The following is a 21,820-nucleotide window of genomic DNA, read 5'->3' as shown; positions in this document are numbered from 1 at the left end:
TTTTCATCATCATAAGATATAAGGAAGAAGCTATCATGAAAGAAGCAAAATGTGAGAGACAAAGACATGAGGGGAAGATACCAAACGAAATGGGACATTCGATTGTGCGAGTGCAGACTCAAAAAACAGGCGAATTCTTATCAATGGTTGTCAATACCGTTAACGACTATCTAAATCAAACGACGCTGGAGTCCTTACAGGCTGAATTGCCTATTGAGAAAGGATACTGCTGTGATGTGCTGAGCACTCTGAGAAGAATGGCAGTATTTTGTGAAGGAGGCGCAGAAGCGTGCCGCCGACTCTTGATGCAGGAGCCTTTTCAGGATGCCAGAGCGGAGAAAACACTGTACAATGTGTATCACCAATGCATTGAAGAGTTCTTTATGCCGAAAAAAGACACGTGGTGTGAAAATAGCCGGGCGTCTTATACGGGGGTCAGCGCAATTGAGTTTTACCATGCTGTTCCTGCGTCGCTTGAGCAATTATTATTGCCGTTGAGCGCAGCCTTTCTGAAGATGAGAGAAGAGCTGGCTCATTACGAAGCGTCCGGATCAAGCATGGCGCCAATCAGATAACGTTTACTCTCCCTTTTTCAGGGAGAGTTTTTTTATGTTTGTCCGCCGTTATATAATTGTTATTCATAACTGATGGACATGCGCATAAACTTGTACAAACCACCACAAGGACGTGAGCAAACATGCGCATTTTCAAAAAAGCAGTCTTCATGGTCATGATTTTTTTTCTATTTGCAAATGTAAATGTGAACACAGCACATGCGGCTATAGATGTTAGTGCAAAAAGCGCGATAGTAATTGATGGAGATTCAGGCAGAGTGTTATTTGCCAAGGGTGAGCATGAAAAAAGGCGGATTGCAAGCATCACAAAAATCATGACGGCCGTTCTCGCCATTGAATCCGGCAAAATGGGTGAAACTGTGACGGTTTCGGCAAATGCTGTCAGAACAGAAGGCTCTGCCATTTATTTAACGGAAGGGCAAAAAGTGAAATTAAAAGATCTTGTGTATGGCCTGATGCTGAGATCAGGAAACGACGCCGCTGTTGCGATTGCCGAGCATGTCGGGGGCAGCCTCGATGGATTTGTTTATATGATGAATCAAAAAGCAGAGCAGCTTGGTATGGAGAATACCCGTTTTCAAAACCCGCACGGATTGGACGACCATGAAAACCATTATTCAACAGCCTATGACATGGCCATCTTAACAAAATACGCTATGAAGTTGAAAGACTATCAAAAAATTTCAGGCACAAAAATATACAAAGCAGAAACGATGGAAAGTGTCTGGAAAAACAAAAATAAACTGCTGACCATGCTTTATCGATATAGCACAGGAGGAAAAACAGGCTATACAAAGCTTGCAAAACGGACACTGGTCTCAACAGCCTCAAAGGACGGCATAGACCTGATCGCCGTTACCATAAATGACCCTGACGATTGGGATGATCATATGAATATGTTTAACTATGTGTTTGATCATTATCAAACCTATTTAATCGCGAAAAAAGGGGACATTCCAAAGCTGAAAGGCACATTTTATGAATCTAAGGCTTTTATCAAACGTGACATCACCTATTTGCTAACCGAAGAAGAAAAAGAAGATGTCAAAATTAGAACCACGCTGCTTAAGCCGAAAAAAGCATGGGAGAAAGATGCATCAAAAATTCCCGACATCGTAGGACACATGAAGATCATGTTCAACGATGAAACCATCGCAAAAGTGCCGATCTTTTATGAAAATGAACGACATCAAAAACCGAAAAAACAATTTTTTGAAACGTTTAAATCCATCTTTCTGAATGCGGCTGGCGGGGCAAAATGGTCAATATAATTTGGGTCAGCTTAACTGTGATCGGACTTGTTTTTGCGATGTGCAACGGAACTCTGCAAGATGTAAATGAAGCCGTGTTTAAGGGTGCGAAGGAAGCCGTTACAATCTCATTCGGACTGATGAGCGTGCTTGTTTTCTGGCTTGGCTTAATGAAAATAGCCGAGCAGGCGGGGCTTTTGGATATTTTCAGCCGGATGTGCAGGCCTTTTATATCTAAGCTGTTTCCTGATATACCGCCGGATCACCCGGCGATGGGCTACATTTTATCTAATCTCATGGCGAACTTCTTCGGCCTCGGGAATGCGGCAACTCCGCTTGGCATTAAAGCAATGGAGCAAATGAAAAAGCTGAATGGAAACCGATCGGAAGCAAGCCGGTCGATGATTACTTTTTTAGCTGTCAATACGTCATGCATCACGCTCATTCCGACAACGGTGATTGCTGTTCGAATGGCCTATTCCTCCAAAACGCCGACAGATATTGTCGGACCGAGCATTTTAGCGACACTCATTTCTGGAATCGGCGCCATTATCATTGACCGGTATTTTTATTACCGCCGCAAAAAGAAGGGAAGGTGAGCGGATGGAAATCATCAACTGGCTGTCTTTAGCTATGATTCCGATCATTATTGCCGGAATTCTTCTTTATGGAACAATCAAAAAGATTCCCACATATGAGTCGTTTGTTGAAGGCGGAAAAGAAGGGATAGAAATCGCTTTTTCCATTATCCCCTACTTAGTCGGAATGCTTGTCGCCATTACAGTTTTCAGATCATCAGGCGCGCTTGATTTTATAATGGACCTTTTAAAACCGGTTTTCTCCGCTATCGGCATCCCTGCTGAGGTGGTTCCGCTTGCGCTGATCCGCCCGATCTCTGGTACGGCAGCACTCGGCATGACGACAGATTTAATTGCAGTATACGGGCCCGATTCCTTTATCGGCAGGCTGGCTTCCGTCATGCAGGGATCAACAGATACCACGCTTTACGTACTGACTGTGTATTTCGGAGCGGTCGGCATTAAAAAAATGGGTGATGCGTTAAAGGTGGGACTTCTTGCTGATTTAATCGGTGTAGTTGCATCTATCATCATCGTTACGTTATTATTTGGGAGCGCCTGAAAACGGCGTTTTTTTGGATTTGGCACAGAAATTTGAAAAAGCTTGTTTGTTAAGGTTGAAAAAAGTAAGATAATACTTGAGGTGAAAGACATGGAAAGACTGCAAAAAGTAATTGCTCATGCCGGAGTTGCATCGCGCAGAAAGGCAGAAGAGCTGATTAAAGAAGGAAAAGTAAAGGTGAACGGCAAAGTAGTAACAGAGCTTGGTGTTAAGGTCACCGGTTCTGATCAGATTGAGGTAAACGGGTTAAAGGTTGAACGCGAAGAGCCGGTTTACTTTCTCTTATATAAACCAAGAGGCGTTATTTCTGCAGCCCAAGATGACAAAGGGCGCAAAGTCGTGACGGACTTTTTTAAAGAAATCCCGCAGCGCATTTACCCGATTGGGCGTCTGGATTATGATACGAGCGGTCTTTTGCTGTTAACCAATGACGGCGAGTTTGCCAATAAACTGATGCACCCTAAGTATGAAATAGATAAAACATACGTGGCGAAGGTGAAAGGGATCCCGCCTAAAGAGCTGCTCAGAAAGCTGGAGCGCGGAATTAGGCTGGAAGAAGGCAAAACGGCGCCTGCTAAAGCGAAGCTGCTGTCTTTGGATAAGAAAAAGCAAACAAGCATTATTCAGCTGACCATCCATGAAGGACGTAACAGACAGGTGCGCCGCATGTTCGAAGCGATCGGGCATGAGGTAATCAAGCTGAAGCGTGAAGAATACGCGTTTTTAAACCTGCGAGGCTTGCACACGGGAGATGCCAGAGAGCTTACGCCGCATGAAGTTAAAAGACTTAGAGCGCTGGCGGAGCACGGTAAAAACGCTTTCTAAATTTCACATAACCTTCAAAAAGTAAGAAATGTGAAATGAACGTGCAATGATATAATTGAATGGATCTGCAATAGGGGGAAGGGGGCAGTGGACAATGAAGAAAAAAAGGCGTTTATTCATTCGGACCGGCATCCTTCTCGTTTTAATCTGTGCACTTGGCTATACAATTTATAACGCTGTATTTGCCGGCAAAGAGAGTATATCCGAAGGGTCCGACGCACCGAATTTTGTCCTTGAAGATACGGATGGGAAACGTATCGAGCTCAGTGACTTAAAAGGGAAAGGTGTTTTTTTGAATTTCTGGGGTACATGGTGTGAACCGTGCAAGAAAGAATTTCCTTATATGGCGAACCAATATAAGCATTTTAAAGACCAAGGCGTTGAAGTTGTCGCGGTAAATGTTGGAGAGTCAAAGATAGCAGTACATAATTTTATGAAATCCTACGGAGTCAATTTTCCGGTTGTTCTGGATACAGATCGCCAAGTGCTTGATGCCTATGACGTATCTCCGCTTCCGACAACCTTTTTAATCAATCCGGAAGGAAAAGTTGTCAAGGTGGTGACCGGCACTATGACAGAAAGCATGATCCATGATTATATGAATCTGATAAAACCCGGAGAGACTTCGGGATGAAGCAAGTTAAATGTGAATGCGGACATGTAAACCCGGTCGGAACCGTTCTATGTGAATCGTGCGGAAGAGCTCTCCAGGAAACCCAGCCTCCGCTTGCTGATATGAGATATGACGGAAGCGCTAGGCGTTCACAAACCTATAACAAAACGATCATCGATAAAATTTGGAATTTCTTTTCTTCGGTTAAGGTGGGAATATGGCTTATCGTCATAACCCTTGCCGCATCAGCGTTCGGCACCATTTTTCCCCAAGAAGCCTATTTACCTCCGGGTGCACAGGCTGATACCTATTACAAAGAGCAGTACGGCACGTTTGGCCAGCTTTATTATTTGCTCGGGTTTCATCATTTATATGGTTCCTGGTGGTATTTGCTGCTCATTGCCTCGATCGGCATTTCACTCGTGATTTGCAGCCTCGACCGGGTCATTCCGTTGTACAGAGCGTTAAAAAACCAAGGTGTCCGCAGGAGTCCTGCTTTTTTAAGAAGGCAGCGCTTGTTCAGTGAAACGGATACTGTACTTAACGGAGAAGCAAAAGAACAGATTGTTGCTCTCTTAAAGAAAAAACATTATAGAATCAGAGAAAAAGAGGGCAGCATTCTTGCCGAAAAAGGGCGTTTTTCCCGCTGGGGCCCGTATGTCAACCACATTGGATTGATTATCTTTCTGATTGGTGCAATGCTGAGATTTGTGCCTGGAATGTATGTCGATGAGACGCTTTGGGTCAGAGAAGGCGAAACCGCAGCCGTTCCGGGAACAGACGGAAAATATTATTTGAAAAACAATCAATTCAGCGTAGAGACCTATAACAGCAAAACGGAAAAAAAGGTATTCGCAGATGCGATTGATAGAGTCGGGGACGGGAAAGTGGCAAAGAACTTTCAAACAGATGCCGTACTCTACAAGAGAGAAGGAAAAATTGTTTATGGTGAGAAGCCGAAGCTGAAAAAAGTAACAGAAGAGGACATTCGTGTCAATCAGCCGCTGCGTTTTGATTCTTTTTCCGTTTACCAGGTGGATTATAAAGAGAATCAGCTTGATCAAATGGTGTTTCAGCTGATAGACAAAAAAACAAAAAAATCCTTTGGGAGCTTAAAGGTCAACCTTCTGGATCCAGATTCGGTTTATGATCTTGGCAACGGTTACAAAGTGGAAATCGCCAGCTATCTGCCAGACTTCTATTTTAATCAGGACGGAGAGCCGAGCACGAAAACAAAGATCCCTAACAATCCGGCTTTTGTCTTTAATATCATAACGCCGGACAAACCGAAGGGTGAGAAAAGCTTTGTCGCCATCCAAGAAACAATCGAGGGCTCAGACAGCAATAAATATAAGCTGAAATTTGACCATGTCGAAACGAAAAACATTACCGGACTCACAGTCAGAAAGGATCTGACACTCTGGGTGCTTGCTGTCGGCGGAGCCATTTTTATGATCGGTGTTATTCAGGGTATGTACTGGCAGCACCGAAGAATCTGGCTTCACTCACAGGATGGCGCAGTCATGGTGGCAGGGCATACGAATAAAAACTGGTATGGCCTGAAGAAGGATTTAGCCTTTGTATTGGCTGATTCCGGACTGACTGAACCGGAGGACCAAAAAGAATTAATCAAAACACAGAAATAGGCGAAAAGGGAGTGATGTCATGGCGGAGCTGAGCGGAAATTTTCTTTATGCGGCCTTTCTTGTGTATTTAATCGCTGTCCCGATTTTCGGCGGGGCCATACGCGGAAATAAAGGTAAAAAGGGCAAGCCTAACCGATGGGCCAACATTGGAATCACCCTTACTATTATCGGTTTTCTCTGCCATCTGGGATATTTCATCACAAGGTGGGCTGCCAGCGGCCATGCACCAGTCAGCAATATGTTTGAATTCACCACCGCCTTTGGCATGATGCTTGTTTTGGCGTTTATTATTCTTTATTTTATCTACAGATTGCCTTCATTAGGTCTGTTTACGCTGTCAATCGCTTTATTGCTGATTGCTTACGCCAGCATGTTTCCGACGGATATCTCGCCCTTAATTCCGTCGCTGCAGAGCAATTGGCTGTATATTCACGTAACAACAGCAGCGCTTGGGCAAGCTATACTTGCTATCAGCTTTGTCGCAGGTGTCATCTTTCTTTTGAAGCATGTAGACCAGACAAAAACAAGCAAAAAAACGTTCTGGCTTGAAGCGATTATGTTTATCCTGGTCACAACCGTCGCCTTTATTGCGATCACATCGGCATTTCGTCTTGCAGGCTATGAAGCGGAGTTTAACTGGGTGGATAAAAATAAAGAAAAAAGTGTGATGGTGTACGAAATGCCTGCACTTGTCGGCCCACATCAGGGAGAGCTTTTGACCGAGGGGAGAATGGAGCCGCTTGCTGAGCTTCCCGCCCTTTTCTCAGGCAGAAAGGTGAACACCGTCATTTGGTCATTTGGAGCAGGCCTTGTTTTGTACGGAGTTCTTCGTCTGATCATCAGAAAAAGAATCAGCGCTCTATTACATCCGCTGGTGAAAAACGTCAATCTTGATCTGGTGGATGAAGTTGGCTACAGGGCCGTTTCGATCGGATTTCCAATCTTTACGCTCGGGGCGCTGATCTTTGCGATGATTTGGGCTCAGCTCGCGTGGACCAGATTTTGGGGCTGGGACCCGAAGGAAGTTTGGGCGCTGATCACGTTTTTGTTCTATGCCGCTTACTTGCATTTAAGACTGTCAAGAGGCTGGCACGGTGAGAAGTCAGCATGGCTGGCCGTAATCGGTTTTGCTATTATTATGTTTAATTTAATATTCGTAAATCTAGTGCTTGCCGGACTTCATTCTTATGCATAGTCCTAAGAAAGCGACACAGTTCTCAAACTTTCTCACGATTTGATAAAATGAAAGTAACAGAAGGAAAGCAGGGGGAAAACGATGGACCAAACGAACGAAACCAAAATATTAGTAGTTGATGACGAAGCCAGAATTCGCCGCCTTTTAAGAATGTATCTTGAACGTGAAAATTATGTCATAGACGAAGCGGAAAATGGTGATGAAGCCATTGCCAAAGGGCTTGAAGCCAATTATGACTTAATTTTGCTTGATCTGATGATGCCGGGGACTGACGGAATTGAAGTGTGCCGGCAAGTTCGTGAAAAAAAAGCGACACCAATTATCATGCTGACCGCAAAAGGAGAAGAAGCAAACCGGGTGCAGGGGTTTGAAGCGGGAACAGATGATTATATTGTCAAGCCGTTCAGCCCGAGAGAAGTCGTGCTGCGGGTAAAGGCCCTTTTGAGAAGAGCATCCCAAACCTCTTATTTCAATGCCAATACACCGACGAAAAATGTGCTCGTGTTTTCACATCTGTCCATTGACCATGATGCTCACCGTGTAACGGCTGATGGAACAGAAGTAAGTCTGACGCCGAAAGAGTATGAGCTCCTATACTTCTTAGCGAAAACACCTGATAAAGTGTATGATCGGGAAAAGCTGCTGAAAGAAGTGTGGCAATATGAGTTTTTTGGTGATCTGCGGACAGTAGACACTCACGTCAAACGATTGAGAGAAAAACTGAATAAGGTATCTCCGGAAGCTGCGAAAAAAATTGTCACCGTATGGGGTGTAGGCTATAAATTTGAGGTAGGCGCTGAATGAAATTTTGGAAAAGCGTAGTAGGCAAGCTGTGGTTTACGATCCTTTCACTCGTCTTGATCGTATTATTCATTTTGACGGTTCTTTTGCTCGAATTTATTGAAAATTACCATGTGGAAGAAGCCGAGAATGATTTAACACAGCTTGCGAATAAAGTTGCTGTCATCATAGAAAATCACGAGGACCAGGCACTGGCAAGATCAATCACTTGGGAGCTCGCTGATAACTTAACAAGCATTGCCATCATTCAGGATGAGAAAAAGTATTGGTATTCTCCGAATGATAAAAATCGCCTGTCGTCCATTACGGTTGAGCAAATACAGCATGACAAAGATTTAAATAATGCTCTCCAAGATCATAAAAAAGTAAGCAAACGAACGGTGCTAAGCAATACAGACACGGATAATGAACGCCTGATTGTAGGTGTCCCGTATGAAAAAGACGGAAAGAAAGGCATGGTCTTTTTATCCCAGTCTTTGCTTGCCGTTAAAGATACAACAAAACACACGACCCGCTATATCTTTCTGGCCGCGGGGATTGCAATTGTACTGACAACGTTTTTCGCTTTCTTTTTATCGAGCAGGGTCACGTATCCGCTTCGAAAAATGAGAGAGGGCGCACAAGACTTGGCGAAAGGCAAGTTCGATACAAAAATCCCGATTTTAACTCAGGATGAAATCGGTGAACTGGCAACCGCTTTTAATCAAATGGGCCGGCAGCTTAACTTTCATATTAATGCGCTCAATCAAGAAAAAGAACAGCTTTCTAACATTTTGAGCAGTATGGCTGACGGGGTTATTACCATTAATATTGACGGTACGATTCTTGTGACAAACCCGCCGGCTGAACGTTTTCTTCAGGCTTGGTATTATGAGCAGAATATGAATATCAAAGAAGGCGATAACCTTCCGCCTGAAGCAAAAGAGCTGTTCCAAAACGCTGTCAGCACTGAAAAAGAACAAATGATTGAGATGACGCTGCAAGGCAGATCATGGGTGCTCTTGATGTCGCCGCTTTATGCGGAATCGCATGTCAGAGGAGCGGTTGCCGTGCTGCGCGACATGACTGAAGAACGCCGCCTTGATAAGCTGCGTGAAGATTTTATCGCAAATGTCAGCCATGAGCTGAGAACACCGATCTCCATGCTTCAGGGATACAGTGAAGCAATTGTCGATGATATTGCAAGCTCCGAAGAAGACCGGAAAGAAATTGCCCAAATCATTTATGACGAATCGTTGCGAATGGGCCGCTTAGTCAATGATTTGCTTGATTTAGCCCGAATGGAATCAGGCCATACAGGCTTGCATTACGATAATATCAACGTCAATGAATTTTTAGAGAAGATCATTCGGAAATTTTCCGGCGTTGCTAAAGAAAAAAATATTGCTTTACATCAAGATATTTCTCTCACAGAAGAGGAGTTTATGTTTGATGAAGACAAGATGGAGCAGGTATTTACCAATTTGATCGATAACGCGCTGCGGCATACTTCATCCGGGGGCAGTGTTTCCATTGCAGTCCATTCTGTGAAGGATGGATTGAAAATTGATATCAAAGACTCTGGATCCGGCATACCGGAAGAAGACCTGCCATTTATCTTTGAGCGGTTCTATAAGGCAGATAAAGCGCGGACAAGAGGCAGAGCAGGAACCGGGCTTGGACTGGCTATCGTTAAAAATATCGTAGAAGCCCACAATGGATCGATTACGGTGCACAGCCGAATGGATAAAGGAACGACATTTACATTTTATATTCCGACAAAACCATAAAAACCGGTCTGAATTTGCCGAAGAATCTTGTTCCATAAGAAACACCTGCTGATTAAGCGGGTGTTTTTTTAAAAGCCAATATTAATAAAATTTAAGGATATGTTAATATAAATTCCCTTCCAAATTCCAGTTTCTCGTAATATAGTTGTAATGTAACTTTTCAAGCTATTAATACGACAAAAAAGTGAACGGAGGGGTTTCAAATGGAAGAAACCTTTCAATTGTTATATGAAACATATCATCAAGATTTGTACCAATTTTTATTTTATATGGTAAAGGATAAAAGCCAGGCAGAAGATCTTCTTCAGGAGGTTTATATCCGGGTATTAAATTCTTACCATACGTTTGAAGGAAGAAGCAGTGAAAAAACATGGCTTTTGTCGATCGCACGCCATGTTGCGATAGACTGGTTCCGTAAACAGCAGACGATCAGACAGCGTATACTCGGCACGTTTGATTGGGATACACAGGATGTCAGAGATCAGCAATTGCTTCCGGACGAACTTGCGGTTCAACATGAAAATGTCCGGGAAATTTATGCTGCGCTTGATCAATGCACGATCGATCAAAGAGCTGTGATTATCTTGCGGTTTATTCAGGGATATTCAATTCAGGAAACAGCCAATGCTCTGCGCTTCTCGGAAAGCAAAGTAAAAACGACCCAACACAGAGGGCTCAAAGTACTTCGGAAACATATGGAGCTTTTGAGGGAGGAGCTAATGGATGATGAAGTCAGATTGGAACGAAGAACAGATAAAGGAGTTGTTAAGTCAACTTCCGGCAGTTAAAGACCATCGTTCGCCTCAGGATATTTACAATCTGCTGACGATGGCTAAAAGCAAAAAAAAGCCCGCTGTTAGGTGGATTGGCCCCGCGTGTGCCACTGCAATTGCGGTTTATATCGCCTTCATTATTTCTCCTCATTTCTTTGATCAGGCACAACCTCAACAAAAAGATGCGTCCCAAGAGAACGCTGTGACGAAAACTGAGACAGCAGACAGCCCAAAAGCTGCATTATCCCTGGATCAGACATCGTTTGTTGTTCCTGAAAAGGAACAGAACAATTACACCACTGTAGCGATTGCTGATGCCGAAACATCCGCAATTATACCCATCAGCATTAAAAAAACAAACGCAGACCAAACGATACAGGATATGCTGTCTAAAAGTAGTGAATTGGATATCCTTGATCATCCTATTACGATTCCATCCTTCATAGATGAAGTAGAGATAAAGGAAAAACCAAAGCAAAAGGAATTAAGTATACGAGTCCATCAGCTCATTACGGCTTTTTCTGTAAAAGATGATACACTGTTAAAAAAACTGCTGAAAGAATCCTTAAAGTGGAGTCCTTATGAAAAAATAAAATTTTTATCGGATCAAAAAAATGAGGACGGTGCCGATATTGGTTCATATGGCACTTTTACGGAAATTCCTATTCCAAAACAGTCGAAAAGAGCCTACTACTTGTACCAAAATAAACAAGGACAAGACTTTCTCGTTCCGTCAGAAAAAACGTTTGATACAGTAAAAGAAGCGGTTAAGGAAATGGAATCGAGCAGCCAAAAAGATACAACTCCTCTTATTCAGGAGGGTGCTGTTCAATCTGTAACGAAGAAACAGAAACACTTATATATCAACTTCTCAAAAGAATCAGAAGTTGAGGATTCTATTGCCGGTATTTTAATGCTTGAGGGACTACTTTTAACAGCAAAGGAGTTTGGTTTTACAGAAGTGACCTTTACGGAAACCAGAACAAAAAAAATCGGCAGATATGACGTATCAGATGCTATTCCGGTACCAGCTGCTCCAAATCCGATTTCCATAAACTAAAAAAGGGCCCTTTCAGGCTCTTTTTTAGTTGCTTTGCATATAATAGAAATTTTCAAAAAATAGTTGTGCGTGTATAATAAAACAAGGTAACGATTGAAAGGATTTGAGACGAGTGAACGTGTTAACAATCAAAGGAGTTTCCATCGGAGAAGGGATGCCGAAAATTATCGTTCCGCTGATGGGAAAAACGGAAAAACAAATTTTGAATGAAGCAGAAGCTGTAAAATTGCTGAATCCGGACATAGTGGAGTGGCGAGTCGACGTTTTTGAAAAAGCAAATGACGTAGAAGCCGTCACAAAAATGATTTCTAAGCTTCGGGAGTCTTTAGCGGACAAGCTGTTTCTATTTACATTCAGAACCCATAAAGAAGGAGGGAGCATGGAAATGGACGAAAGCTCCTATCTTGCTTTGCTGGAGGCGGCAGTCCAAACAAAAAACATCGATCTTATTGACATTGAATTATTTTCAGGAGATGCAAATGTGAAAGCGTTAGTATCGCTGGCGGAAGAAAACGATGTTTATGTGGTGATGTCGAATCATGATTTTGAGAAAACGCCTGAGAAAGATGAGATTCTTTCGAGACTTCGGAAAATGCAGGATTTAGGGGCGCATATTCCAAAAATGGCTGTCATGCCGAATGATACAGGAGATCTCTTAACGCTGCTTGATGCGACGTATACAATGAATACAAAATATGCAGACCGTCCAATCATTACAATGTCAATGGCTGGAACAGGACTGATCAGCAGGCTGAGCGGTGAGGTTTTTGGATCAGCTTGCACTTTTGGGGCGGGAGAAGAGGCGTCGGCACCTGGTCAGATACCTGTTTCTGAGCTGAGGAGTGTCTTAGACATTTTGCACAAAAACATACGAGTATAGAACAATAAAAAAACTCAAGCTATGCAGCTTGAGTTTTTTTGATTATGGAAGGTCAATGAGCTTTACAGACACAATATCAGGAACATCTGTTAGTTCTTTCACAATTTTATCTTTCAGATGTCTGTCAAAGGAAAGCATCATGATGGCTTCTCCGCCTTTTTCTTTACGGCCAACCTGCATGGTTGCAATGTTAATATCGTTATCTCCGAGAATACGTCCTACTCGGCCGATGACACCTGTTGTATCCCGATGCTGGATATATACCAAGTGACCCGTCGGATAAAAATCGATATTAAATCCGTTGATCTCGACAATACGCTCTCCGAAATGAGGAATATACGTAGCCGTCACAGTAAAGGTGCTGCGGTCTCCTGTCACTTTTACGCTGATGCAGTTATCGTATCCAGATTCAGAAGAGGAAATTTTTTCACTGAAGCTGATGCCGCGTTCTTTTGCGACACCCCCGGCATTGACTTCGTTAACAGTTGAGTCAACGCGCGGTTTTAAAAAGCCTGACAGAAGGCTTTTTGTAATGAACGATGTTTCAAGTTTGGCAATTGTGCCTTCGTATTGAATGGCAACATCCTGTACCGGCTCTTTCATGCATTGGGATACGAGGCTGCCAATTTTTCCTGCGATTTGATGGTAAGGCTTAATCTTAGCGAATTCATCTTTTGTCATGGCAGGCAGGTTGATAGCTGACATCACAGGAAGACCTTTTGCGAACTGCAGAACTTCTTCTGACACTTGAGCCGCGACATTCAGCTGAGCTTCTTTAGTCGATGCTCCCAAGTGAGGAGTGGCAATGACTAATGGATGATCAACGAGTTTATTGTCAACTGGCGGTTCAACTTCAAAAACGTCAAGCGCCGCTCCGGCAACATGCCCGTTTTCCAAAGCTTCGAGAAGTGCTGCTTCATCGATAATACCGCCTCGCGCACAGTTAATTAAGCGAACACCTTTTTTCGTTTTTGCAATCGTTTCTTTATTCAATAAGCCTTTTGTTTCTTTCGTTAAAGGCGTGTGTACGGTAATAATATCCGCGCTTTCAAGCACTTCTTCAAATGTACGGCTGTTTACGCCGATTTTTTTTGCTCTTTCTTCAGTTAAGAAGGGATCAAAAACGTGAACGGTCATACCGAACGCTCTCGCACGCTGTGCGATTTCGCTTCCGATTCGGCCTAATCCGACAATCCCAAGTGTTTTTCCGTAAAGCTCTGAACCGACATAAGCTGTGCGGTTCCACTCTCTGGATTTCACTGAGATATTAGCTTGAGGAATGTGTCTCATTAAAGAAGAGATCATCGCAAATGTATGCTCAGCTGTCGAAATGGTGTTGCCGTTTGGAGCGTTAATCACGATTACCCCGTGTTTAGTCGCTTCGTCAATGTCGATATTATCTACACCGACACCGGCTCTTCCGACAATTTTTAAAGAAGTCATTTTTTTGAAAAGGTCTTCTGTTACTTTTGTCGCGCTACGCACCAAAAGAGCATCAAAAGTATGTAATTCATTCTCTGCATCTGCTACGTTTTTTTGAACAATTTCAATAAAGTCTGATTCAATAAGTGGTTGTAAGCCGTCGTTGCTCATTTTGTCTGAGACCAATACTCGAAACATCGTTAGATTTCCTCCTAAATTGACAAACTAAATATCTGATAATTTAACATATTCTCAATAGAGTGTCAACGTGTATTGACGCAGTAAAGGATAAAAGCAAAGCTTGAAAATCAATGTTTTTACAGCTTTCAAGTATTATATATAATTTGAAGCAATTCTCTATACAGCCAACCAGTTATCGTTTATAATGGAACTAAATTCATATGATCAATCTTCGGGGCAGGGTGAAATTCCCTACCGGCGGTGATGAGCCGATGGCTCTAAGCCCGCGAGCTGTTTTTACAGCAGGATTCGGTGAGATTCCGGAGCCGACAGTATAGTCTGGATGGGAGAAGATGGAGGTTCATAAGCGTTTTGAAATTGGATTTTCAAACGTTTCTTTGCCTAGCCTAATTTTCGAAACCCCGCTTTTATATATGAAGCGGTTTTTTTATTGGCTGGAAAAGAACCTTTCCGTTTTCGAGTAAGATGTGATCGAAAAGGAGAGAGTAAAGTGAAAGTAAAAAAATTAGTTGTGATTAGTATGCTGAGCAGCATTGCATTTGTTTTGATGCTGTTAAATTTCCCGTTTCCGGGTCTTCCGGATTATTTAAAAATTGATTTTAGCGATGTGCCCGCTATTATTGCCATTCTGATTTATGGACCTTTGGCGGGTATTGCCGTAGAAGCGATAAAAAACGTTCTTCAATATATCATTCAAGGAAGCATGGCCGGAGTTCCTGTAGGACAAATTGCGAATTTTATCGCAGGAACACTCTTTATATTGCCGACTGCTTTCTTATTTAAAAAGCTGAACTCAGCAAAGGGCTTGGCTGTCAGTCTGCTTCTGGGAACTGCAGCGATGACAATTTTAATGAGTATTTTAAATTATGTTCTGATTCTTCCGGCGTACACGTGGTTTTTACATTCACCGGCATTATCTGACAGCGCGCTGAAAACAGCGGTCGTCGCAGGTATCCTGCCGTTTAACATCATAAAAGGCATTGTGATTACAATAGTATTCTCACTTATTTTCATCAAGCTTAAGCCATGGATTGAACAGCAGCGAAGCGCGCATATCCATTAAATAAAAAAAGCTCCCGCAGGGGAGCTTTTTTGTTACTTCTATTCAAATTTAAGCGGGTCGCCTTCAAATGGCTCATCCGCCACTTTGATGGAATCAGTAGGGCATCCTTCAAATGCGTCAATCATATCTTCTTCCAGTACCTCAGGAACTTCGACAACGCCTTTGTTTTCATCAAGCGTTACGAACGCGATGCCTTCATCATCGTAATCGTAAATGTCTGGTGCAGCAGCTCCGCAAGCGCCGCATGCAATACATGTATCTTTGTCTACGATTGTGTACTTTGCCATGAATAAAACCTCCCAGATTGTTCTTGGTGGAACAAATGGATCAATCTTTATATTTAATCAATTTAACACCTATTCCTCTTACTTATTGTAATGATGTTGCTGCCACATTTCAACAGAAAAATGATTGAGAATGCTTATCACATAAGGGGTTATCTACATAACATCCCCCTTCATGATGACTTTAAACGTCGATTTCTGTTTAAAATCTGTTAAAATAAAAAGAGCAAATCAACGATTTTTGTCAGGAAGAATGTGGGTGGATAGGTTGTCATTAAATTACTTCGATATTATGGTTCTCGATTGCCTTTGCAAAATAAACGGAGAACGGTCGGGAAGTGCTGTTTTTCACCTATTCAAAGGCAAAAGATCGTCACAAACCATTCAAGATGCCGGCTTATTTCAGACTGCAAAATACTTTGGAATGGCTCAGCAATGTTCGAGAAGCGATATTTCAGCGTCACTCACCAAGCTTGAACAGCATTCATATCTCGAACCAATGCCTGAAACAGATACATACAAGGTGACAGCCAGCGGCGCAGCAGCTTTGAGTCATGCTCTCAGTGAACGCCCCTGGCCCACTCACTGCCACGGCGCTTATTACCAGCAGGCTGCTGGCGTACTTTGGAAAAGGCTTTCGCTGCTTGTGCAAGTCTTATCTCATAAACAGCGAGGGAGCAGGCAGTATATCCCTGTCACAAACGATTATAAGACACTTCACTGGGTAAAGAAATACCTGTCCCGGAATACGGATCATATAAAGATGGCAAACAGCCTTTTTGCTATGCTGGAGGAGAATTTGCATAAGATTGATGACAAAGCAGCGCAAATTTTTGTCTACTCCTTAACCTCGCATGATAGGATCGGTTATACGAGCAGGCAGCTTGCTGACACGCTGAAAGAAGATGAATGGTATGTTTATGTCATGTTTTGGGCTTCGGTACATTATTTTATTCATTCTCTTCCGGAGTGTGAACATTCTCTGTTAAAGGACCTCCTCTCTGATGTGTATTTAGAGAATGCCCTGACAGAGTCAACGAGGAAAACATGGCAGATGGTCAAACAAGGGATCCCGATACAGCGAATTGCCGAAATCAGAAAGCTGAAAACAGCGACGATCGAAGACCATATTGTCGAGATTTCTCTCCATGAGCCTGCGTTTATGATTGATGACTATGTATCAGCGGAAGACCAGCTCCACATTGCAGCGTTTGCCAAGCGGATGCGGACGAACAAAATCAAACAAATTCGCGACGGCCTGGAGCAGCAATTCAGCTACTTTCAAATCAGACTGGCATTGACGAAGCAGGTGCAGCAATATGACTAAATTACAGCAAACGTTATATCAGTTTTTTGGTTTTACTTCCTTTAAAAAAGGGCAGGAGGACATTATTAGAAGCATACTTAGCGGGAAGGATACCATTGCGATGCTTCCGACTGGGGGAGGAAAATCGCTTTGCTACCAGCTGCCTGGCTATATGCTTGATGGCATGGTATTAATCGTTTCTCCATTGCTTTCTTTAATGGAGGATCAGGTACAGCAGCTGAAAGCACGTGGTGAGAAGCGTGCGGCCGCTTTGAACAGCATGCTTAGCAGGCAGGAAAGACAATTCGTTTTGGAGCATATTCATCGCTATAAATTTTTGTACTTGTCTCCTGAGGCTTTGCAGTCGCCATATGTATTGGAAAAATTGAAAAGTGTCCCGATCAGCTTATTCGTAATTGATGAAGCGCATTGTATATCTGAATGGGGACACGACTTCAGACCTGACTATTCAAAGCTCGGACAGCTGAGAAAAAAACTTGGGCACCCGCCCGTTCTGGCATTGACCGCTACAGCTACAAAGGATACGCTGCAAGATGTCATGAACCTGCTAGAGCTGCAGCATGCCGAACGGCATCTCAACTCAGTCAATCGCCCAAACATCGCGCTCAGGGTGGAAAATGCGGCAGATATTGCCGAAAAAATAAATAGGGTCATTCAGCTGGTTGAAAACCTGCAAGGTCCGGGAATTGTTTATTGCCCGACACGGAAATGGGCTGAGGAATTAGCGAGTGAAATTAAAAGCAAAACGAGCAGCAGAGCCGACTTTTACCATGGCGGTATGGAGTCTGGCGACAGGATTTTAATTCAGCAGCAGTTTATTCATAACCAGCTTGATGTGATATGTTGTACGAATGCGTTTGGAATGGGTGTCGATAAACCTGATATCAGATATGTGATTCATTTTCACCTCCCGCAGACGGCTGAAGCTTTTATGCAGGAAATCGGCAGAGCGGGACGCGATGGAAAACCTAGTGTCAGCATTTTGCTGCGGGCGCCAGGGGATTTTGAATTGCAGGAGCAGATTATCCAAATGGAGAGTGTTACAGATGAGGAAATCGCCAATGTGATCCGTGTGCTTGAGGAGACGGAGGAGCGGGATGAGAGAAGGCTGCGTGATGTCTTAATGCAGTATGGTGTCGGAGAGACACAAGCCCGTATGATGATTCATCTCTTTATGCAGGGGAAAACATCAATTGAACTGATAAAGCGGGAGATTTCATATCGCATGGAGCTGAAGCTGGAAAAAATGCGCCGCGTATCTTTTCTGCTTCAGCGTGATGGCTGTTTAAGGCAATCTATGTTAACCTATTTTGATGAATCATACGAGCCTGATGACGGAAACCTCCCGTGCTGTTCACATTGCGGTTTTGATCTATCCTTGTATGAACAAAAAGGAGAACGGAGTAAAAAGGCGCCATTAGACAGCTGGAGTTCGGAATTGCAACGGATATTCAGCTTGCAGACTGTAGGTGAGCTGAACTGAAACAGCAAAAGGATTTCATTCAGTATATGTCTGACCGTGATATGCTGAAGCAGTTATATTTGACGCAGCTTTTGATCATCATCGTCGCAGCTGGAGCTGGATTGTTCTTTTTTGCGGATGCAAGGGACGTACTAAAGCTCTGGGATATTCGCGATATGCGAATCATATGGTATGGTGTTTCTGTTGCGGTTATTGTTATTTTAGCCGATATGGCAGTAATGAAATGGTGTCCGCCTCATTTATATGATGACGGCGGAATCAATAAAAAAATATTCAGTAAGAGGTCAATCCCTCATATTATATTTTTAACGCTTCTGATTGCTTTCGCGGAAGAAATGTTATTCAGAGGAGTGCTTCAGACTCATATCGGTTTATGGGCGGCCAGCATTGTATTTGCCGTTCTGCACTTTCGATATTTGTCAAAATGGCTGTTATTTATCATGGTGACAGCAATCAGCTTTTTGCTCGGTCTGATATATGAATGGACCGGTAACTTATTTGTTCCGGTGACGGCACATTTTATCATTGATGCTGTGTTTGCCTGTCAGATTCGTTTTGAACATGTGAGGAGGGATATACATGACGAACATGTCGAGAGTAGAGAGAAGAAAAGCCCAGAATCTTTATGAAGATCAAAACGCCGCCGCATTGGCGGACGATTATGTCGATGATGATGGAGAAAGCCTTCCGACAAGACAATCTGTAAAAAATCAAAAAGAACAGAAAAAAAAGCAAGGCAAAACAAAAACACCATTATTCACTGTACTCGCTGTATTATTTGTATTTGTGCCGGTTATCGTTTTAGTGACCTTATTTTATCTCAAAAGCCACCCGGATAATCATGATGATTATGAAGATGTTTTTATCGACAGCAGCCAAAGCAAATATGAGATTGTGCCGAAATCAGAGGAAAAAAAGGATAACGAAGACACCAAAGTGACCAAAGAGACTGCACTGCAGCAAGAGTCAAAAAAAAAGTCTGAGGATACAAAGGTAAAAGAGCCGGCAAAAACAACAACTGATCAGAAACAGCCTGCTGTAGCGGAAAAAGAAGACTCAGCAAATAAGGAGGAAGCAACCGCCGCGGCTGCTTCCTCTTCCCAACAAACAGCAACCCGGCAAGAACAACAGCCGGCTGAACCAGTTCAACCCGAGCCGAAACGCGTTGTCAAGCACACCGTCCAGAAGAAAGAAACGCTGTACCGCATTTCCATGAAGTATTATAAAAGCAGGTCAGGAGAAGAAAAAATTCGCGCGTATAACCATCTAAATGGAAATGATGTCTACACCGGACAAGTATTGGACATCCCCTTGGTGGATTAAAGGGCATTTTTTTATTTTACGCACATATATTGTAGCAATGAAAATGGACAAGGTGTGAAGCGTATGGAATCTTTATGGAATCAGCTGGATCAGTTTACAGACGCGCCGACCAAACAGATGCTCCAAGCACTGGTGAAACGAAAACGAAAATTTGAAAATTATGCAGCACAGTGCCGCAGGTGGCGATGGACTTCACTCATTTGCCTGGGTTTATTATGTCTGATGATCATGATCAAAAGCCCGGCGCCTCAGCTCGTTCTTCAAGAAATGCTTAGCCATACTTTTTATTTATTTTGGATGATGGCAACCGCTTTTGCATACTGCACTTCATATTATTTTAAGAAAAAGGAAGAAAAAGCTGAGGGTGATTTCCATAAACTGAGATGCGAAATTATCCAGAAAAGCACTGACCTTTGGCCGCAGCCGGATAAATGGAAGGCGAGAGAGTCTGTCTTTCAAATGATGAAGCACAAATATGACATAAATCTATATTTTGAAAGTAAATAAAATGGGGCGTTTTCTCAAACGATAGAAACGTCTTTTTTTTATTGTCCGTCTTATTGATAAGTTCTAAAAGAATGGAGAGTTTTTATGAAGCTATCAGTGAAAATTGCCGGTGTGCTAACTGTGGCGGCAGCGGCAATGACGGCAAAAATGTACTCAACAGCAAAAGGCAACCATCTGAAAACACATACATTTCCTTTATCAAAAATGAAGGGCAAGCCGCCTCTTACAATCTTTTTTATTTCAGACATTCACAAGCGTCTCATCGATCAAGATCTTTTAGAAAAAGCGCGAAGCCATGCCCCTCACCTTGTTATCATCGGCGGTGATTTAGCTGAGGGCGGAGTGTCTAGTACGAGAATCGAGGAAAACATCAAAAGGCTCGCGGCTATCGGGGTCCCTGTCGTATTTGTGTGGGGGAATAATGATTATGAAGTCAGGCAGCATGAACTGTATTCTATATTCAAAGTGCATGGTGTCATCACTCTGAGGAATGAGTCAGTTCCGTTTTCGTACAACGGCCATACGATAGGCATTGCCGGAGTTGATGATATCAGGATGGAGATGGATCATTATGAGGAAGCCATTAAAGAACTCGATAAAAGCCAGCTGAATATTCTGGTTTGCCATAACCCGGAGATCCATGAACAAATCAATGAAGCTGATGGTATTGATGCGATATTCAGCGGACATACCCATGGCGGTCAGATCAGGTTTGGAAAATTCGGCCCGTATGAACTTGGAAAAACAGGCATGATTAAAAATGCGGCGTACCTGATCAGCAATGGATATGGCACAACAAAAGTGCCTCTTCGTTTAGGTGCTGAGCCGGAAACGCACATTGTGACTCTTTGCGCGCCAGAATAACTTCTCAAAAGCAAAAATCCATAAGGCAATAAAAACTGCATTGTGCTTGTCTTACTAGTGAACTCAGTGTAAACTGATAACAATTAAGAACCTATGACTCATCATCTCATATAATGTGTTATATGATTTGTGTGCAAGTAGAGGCAGGAGGGAACGTTATGCGGCTTGAGCGTCTGAATTATAATAAGATCAAAATCTTTTTAACCCTCGATGATTTGACAGACCGGGGATTGACAAAAGAAGACCTCTGGAAGGACTCATTTAAAGTCCACCAGTTATTTAAAGATATGATGAATGAAGCTAATACAGAGCTCGGCTTTGAAGCGAATGGACCGATTGCAGTGGAAGTGTATTCTCTCCAAGCACAAGGGATGGTAGTGATCGTAACAAAAAACCAAGACGCCGATTCAGAAGACGATGAGTATGATGATGATTACATCGAAATGCAAGTCAAGCTTGATGAAAGCGCGGACATCATTTATCAATTCCATTCCTTCGAAGATATCATTCAGCTTTCAGAAAGCTTACAGCGAATCGGTATCACAGGGGGAACTGTCTACCACTATGACGGACAGTACTTTTTAAGCCTTGAAGACCTGGGATCACATACGGCTGAGGGGGTTGTGGCGGTTCTGGCTGAATACGGCAATCCGACAACTTTAACGATTTATCGCTTGCAAGAGTATGGTAAGCTCATTATGGACGGTAATGCCGTCGAGACGATACAGACTCATTTTTCATAAGAACGCACGAAAAACTGCTGATTTCACAGCAGTTTTTTTTCGTTAAAAAACATGGAAAAACATAACGTTTATTCTA

23 protein-coding genes and 1 riboswitch are annotated in these 21,820 nt (G+C 42.9%); of the genes, 21 read left to right on the top strand and 2 right to left on the bottom strand.

Annotated features, from left to right (window positions below):
• The first annotated feature begins 35 nt into the window (after positions 1-35).
• From LWH95_RS10265 to aroD, 13 genes are all read left to right on the top strand, one after another.
• Positions 36-575, top strand: a complete 540-nt coding sequence (locus LWH95_RS10265; protein ID WP_004398199.1) for a YpuI family protein — start codon at positions 36-38, stop codon at positions 573-575.
• Between the two features lie 122 nt (positions 576-697).
• Entirely contained in the window at positions 698-1,846 is a 1,149-nt protein-coding gene (gene dacB, locus LWH95_RS10260) for a D-alanyl-D-alanine carboxypeptidase DacB (RefSeq protein WP_232919465.1), read from the top strand.
• Entirely contained in the window at positions 1,834-2,424 is a 591-nt protein-coding gene (spmA, locus tag LWH95_RS10255) for a spore maturation protein SpmA (RefSeq protein WP_004398197.1), read from the top strand. The genes dacB and spmA overlap by 13 nt, the downstream gene beginning before the upstream one ends.
• Before the next feature lie 4 nt (positions 2,425-2,428).
• Entirely contained in the window at positions 2,429-2,965 is a 537-nt protein-coding gene (gene spmB, locus LWH95_RS10250) for a spore maturation protein (RefSeq protein WP_232919464.1), read from the top strand.
• 90 nt (positions 2,966-3,055) lie between these two features.
• On the top strand, positions 3,056-3,790 hold the full coding sequence (rluB, locus tag LWH95_RS10245; protein WP_019258786.1) for a 23S rRNA pseudouridine(2605) synthase RluB: 735 nt from the start codon (positions 3,056-3,058) through the stop codon (positions 3,788-3,790).
• Between the two features lie 94 nt (positions 3,791-3,884).
• Positions 3,885-4,424 (top strand): thiol-disulfide oxidoreductase ResA, encoded by a 540-nt coding sequence (resA, locus tag LWH95_RS10240; protein WP_148983403.1) that lies wholly within the window; start codon positions 3,885-3,887, stop codon positions 4,422-4,424.
• Positions 4,421-6,049, top strand: coding sequence for a cytochrome c biogenesis protein ResB (resB, locus tag LWH95_RS10235; RefSeq protein ID WP_232919462.1), 1,629 nt, complete (start codon positions 4,421-4,423; stop codon positions 6,047-6,049). Before resA ends, resB begins: the two co-directional genes overlap by 4 nt.
• Positions 6,050-6,068: 19 nt before the next feature.
• On the top strand, positions 6,069-7,244 hold the full coding sequence (gene resC, locus LWH95_RS10230; RefSeq protein ID WP_232919461.1) for a cytochrome c biogenesis protein ResC: 1,176 nt from the start codon (positions 6,069-6,071) through the stop codon (positions 7,242-7,244).
• 81 nt (positions 7,245-7,325) lie between these two features.
• The gene (resD, locus tag LWH95_RS10225) at positions 7,326-8,048 is read left to right on the top strand and encodes a DNA-binding response regulator ResD (RefSeq protein ID WP_004398187.1); all 723 of its coding nucleotides are present in this window, start codon (positions 7,326-7,328) and stop codon (positions 8,046-8,048) included.
• A complete protein-coding gene (gene resE / locus LWH95_RS10220; protein ID WP_232919459.1) occupies positions 8,045-9,814 on the top strand; it encodes a sensor histidine kinase ResE in 1,770 nt (589 codons plus the stop codon). Before resD ends, resE begins: the two co-directional genes overlap by 4 nt.
• A gap of 203 nt (positions 9,815-10,017) precedes the next feature.
• On the top strand, positions 10,018-10,602 hold the full coding sequence (gene sigX / locus LWH95_RS10215) for an RNA polymerase sigma factor SigX (protein ID WP_004398184.1): 585 nt from the start codon (positions 10,018-10,020) through the stop codon (positions 10,600-10,602).
• Entirely contained in the window at positions 10,538-11,647 is a 1,110-nt protein-coding gene (locus LWH95_RS10210; RefSeq protein ID WP_232919455.1) for a GerMN domain-containing protein, read from the top strand. The genes sigX and LWH95_RS10210 overlap by 65 nt, the downstream gene beginning before the upstream one ends.
• A 112-nt stretch (positions 11,648-11,759) precedes the next feature.
• Positions 11,760-12,527 carry a type I 3-dehydroquinate dehydratase gene (aroD, locus tag LWH95_RS10205; protein WP_060398920.1) on the top strand — a complete coding sequence of 256 codons (768 nt, stop codon included), beginning with the start codon at positions 11,760-11,762 and terminating at the stop codon, positions 12,525-12,527.
• A gap of 42 nt (positions 12,528-12,569) precedes the next feature.
• Here the strand turns inward: aroD and serA are convergent, their stop codons facing one another.
• Positions 12,570-14,147: a phosphoglycerate dehydrogenase gene (gene serA / locus LWH95_RS10200; protein WP_232919454.1), complete on the bottom strand. Its 1,578-nt coding sequence runs from the start codon at positions 14,145-14,147 to the stop codon at positions 12,570-12,572.
• A 206-nt stretch (positions 14,148-14,353) separates the two neighbouring features.
• A riboswitch (FMN riboswitch) is annotated at positions 14,354-14,488 on the top strand.
• Between the two features lie 152 nt (positions 14,489-14,640).
• Between serA and fmnP the strand changes: the two genes are divergently transcribed.
• Complete coding sequence (gene fmnP / locus LWH95_RS10195) at positions 14,641-15,213, top strand: riboflavin transporter FmnP (RefSeq protein ID WP_004398177.1); 573 nt, start codon at positions 14,641-14,643, stop codon at positions 15,211-15,213.
• Between the two features lie 38 nt (positions 15,214-15,251).
• On the opposite strand, the gene LWH95_RS10190 is transcribed toward fmnP, so the two are convergent.
• Complete coding sequence (locus tag LWH95_RS10190; RefSeq protein WP_003225461.1) at positions 15,252-15,500, bottom strand: ferredoxin; 249 nt, start codon at positions 15,498-15,500, stop codon at positions 15,252-15,254.
• A 265-nt stretch (positions 15,501-15,765) separates the two neighbouring features.
• On the opposite strand from LWH95_RS10190, the gene LWH95_RS10185 reads away from it, so the two are divergent.
• The 7 genes from LWH95_RS10185 to LWH95_RS10155 all read left to right on the top strand — a co-directional run bounded on the left by LWH95_RS10185 (position 15,766) and on the right by LWH95_RS10155 (position 21,744).
• Positions 15,766-16,824: a helix-turn-helix domain-containing protein gene (locus LWH95_RS10185; RefSeq protein ID WP_133487340.1), complete on the top strand. Its 1,059-nt coding sequence runs from the start codon at positions 15,766-15,768 to the stop codon at positions 16,822-16,824.
• Complete coding sequence (locus LWH95_RS10180) at positions 16,817-18,307, top strand: RecQ family ATP-dependent DNA helicase (protein ID WP_232919452.1); 1,491 nt, start codon at positions 16,817-16,819, stop codon at positions 18,305-18,307. Before LWH95_RS10185 ends, LWH95_RS10180 begins: the two co-directional genes overlap by 8 nt.
• Positions 18,308-18,333: 26 nt before the next feature.
• Complete coding sequence (locus LWH95_RS10175; RefSeq protein ID WP_166638368.1) at positions 18,334-18,936, top strand: CPBP family intramembrane glutamic endopeptidase; 603 nt, start codon at positions 18,334-18,336, stop codon at positions 18,934-18,936.
• Positions 18,887-19,630: a LysM peptidoglycan-binding domain-containing protein gene (locus LWH95_RS10170; RefSeq protein WP_232919451.1), complete on the top strand. Its 744-nt coding sequence runs from the start codon at positions 18,887-18,889 to the stop codon at positions 19,628-19,630. The genes LWH95_RS10175 and LWH95_RS10170 overlap by 50 nt, the downstream gene beginning before the upstream one ends.
• 63 nt (positions 19,631-19,693) lie before the next feature.
• Positions 19,694-20,137, top strand: a complete 444-nt coding sequence (locus LWH95_RS10165; protein WP_004398163.1) for a YpbF family protein — start codon at positions 19,694-19,696, stop codon at positions 20,135-20,137.
• Between the two features lie 84 nt (positions 20,138-20,221).
• On the top strand, positions 20,222-21,001 hold the full coding sequence (locus tag LWH95_RS10160; RefSeq protein ID WP_060398914.1) for a metallophosphoesterase: 780 nt from the start codon (positions 20,222-20,224) through the stop codon (positions 20,999-21,001).
• A 158-nt stretch (positions 21,002-21,159) separates the two neighbouring features.
• Positions 21,160-21,744, top strand: a complete 585-nt coding sequence (locus LWH95_RS10155) for a genetic competence negative regulator (RefSeq protein WP_003230533.1) — start codon at positions 21,160-21,162, stop codon at positions 21,742-21,744.
• Positions 21,745-21,820: the final 76 nt, after the last annotated feature.

The organism is Bacillus sp. G16 (assembly GCF_021282335.1).
GTDB lineage: Bacteria > Bacillota > Bacilli > Bacillales > Bacillaceae > Bacillus > Bacillus inaquosorum.
This window is presented reverse-complemented; position numbering and strand designations above follow the sequence as displayed.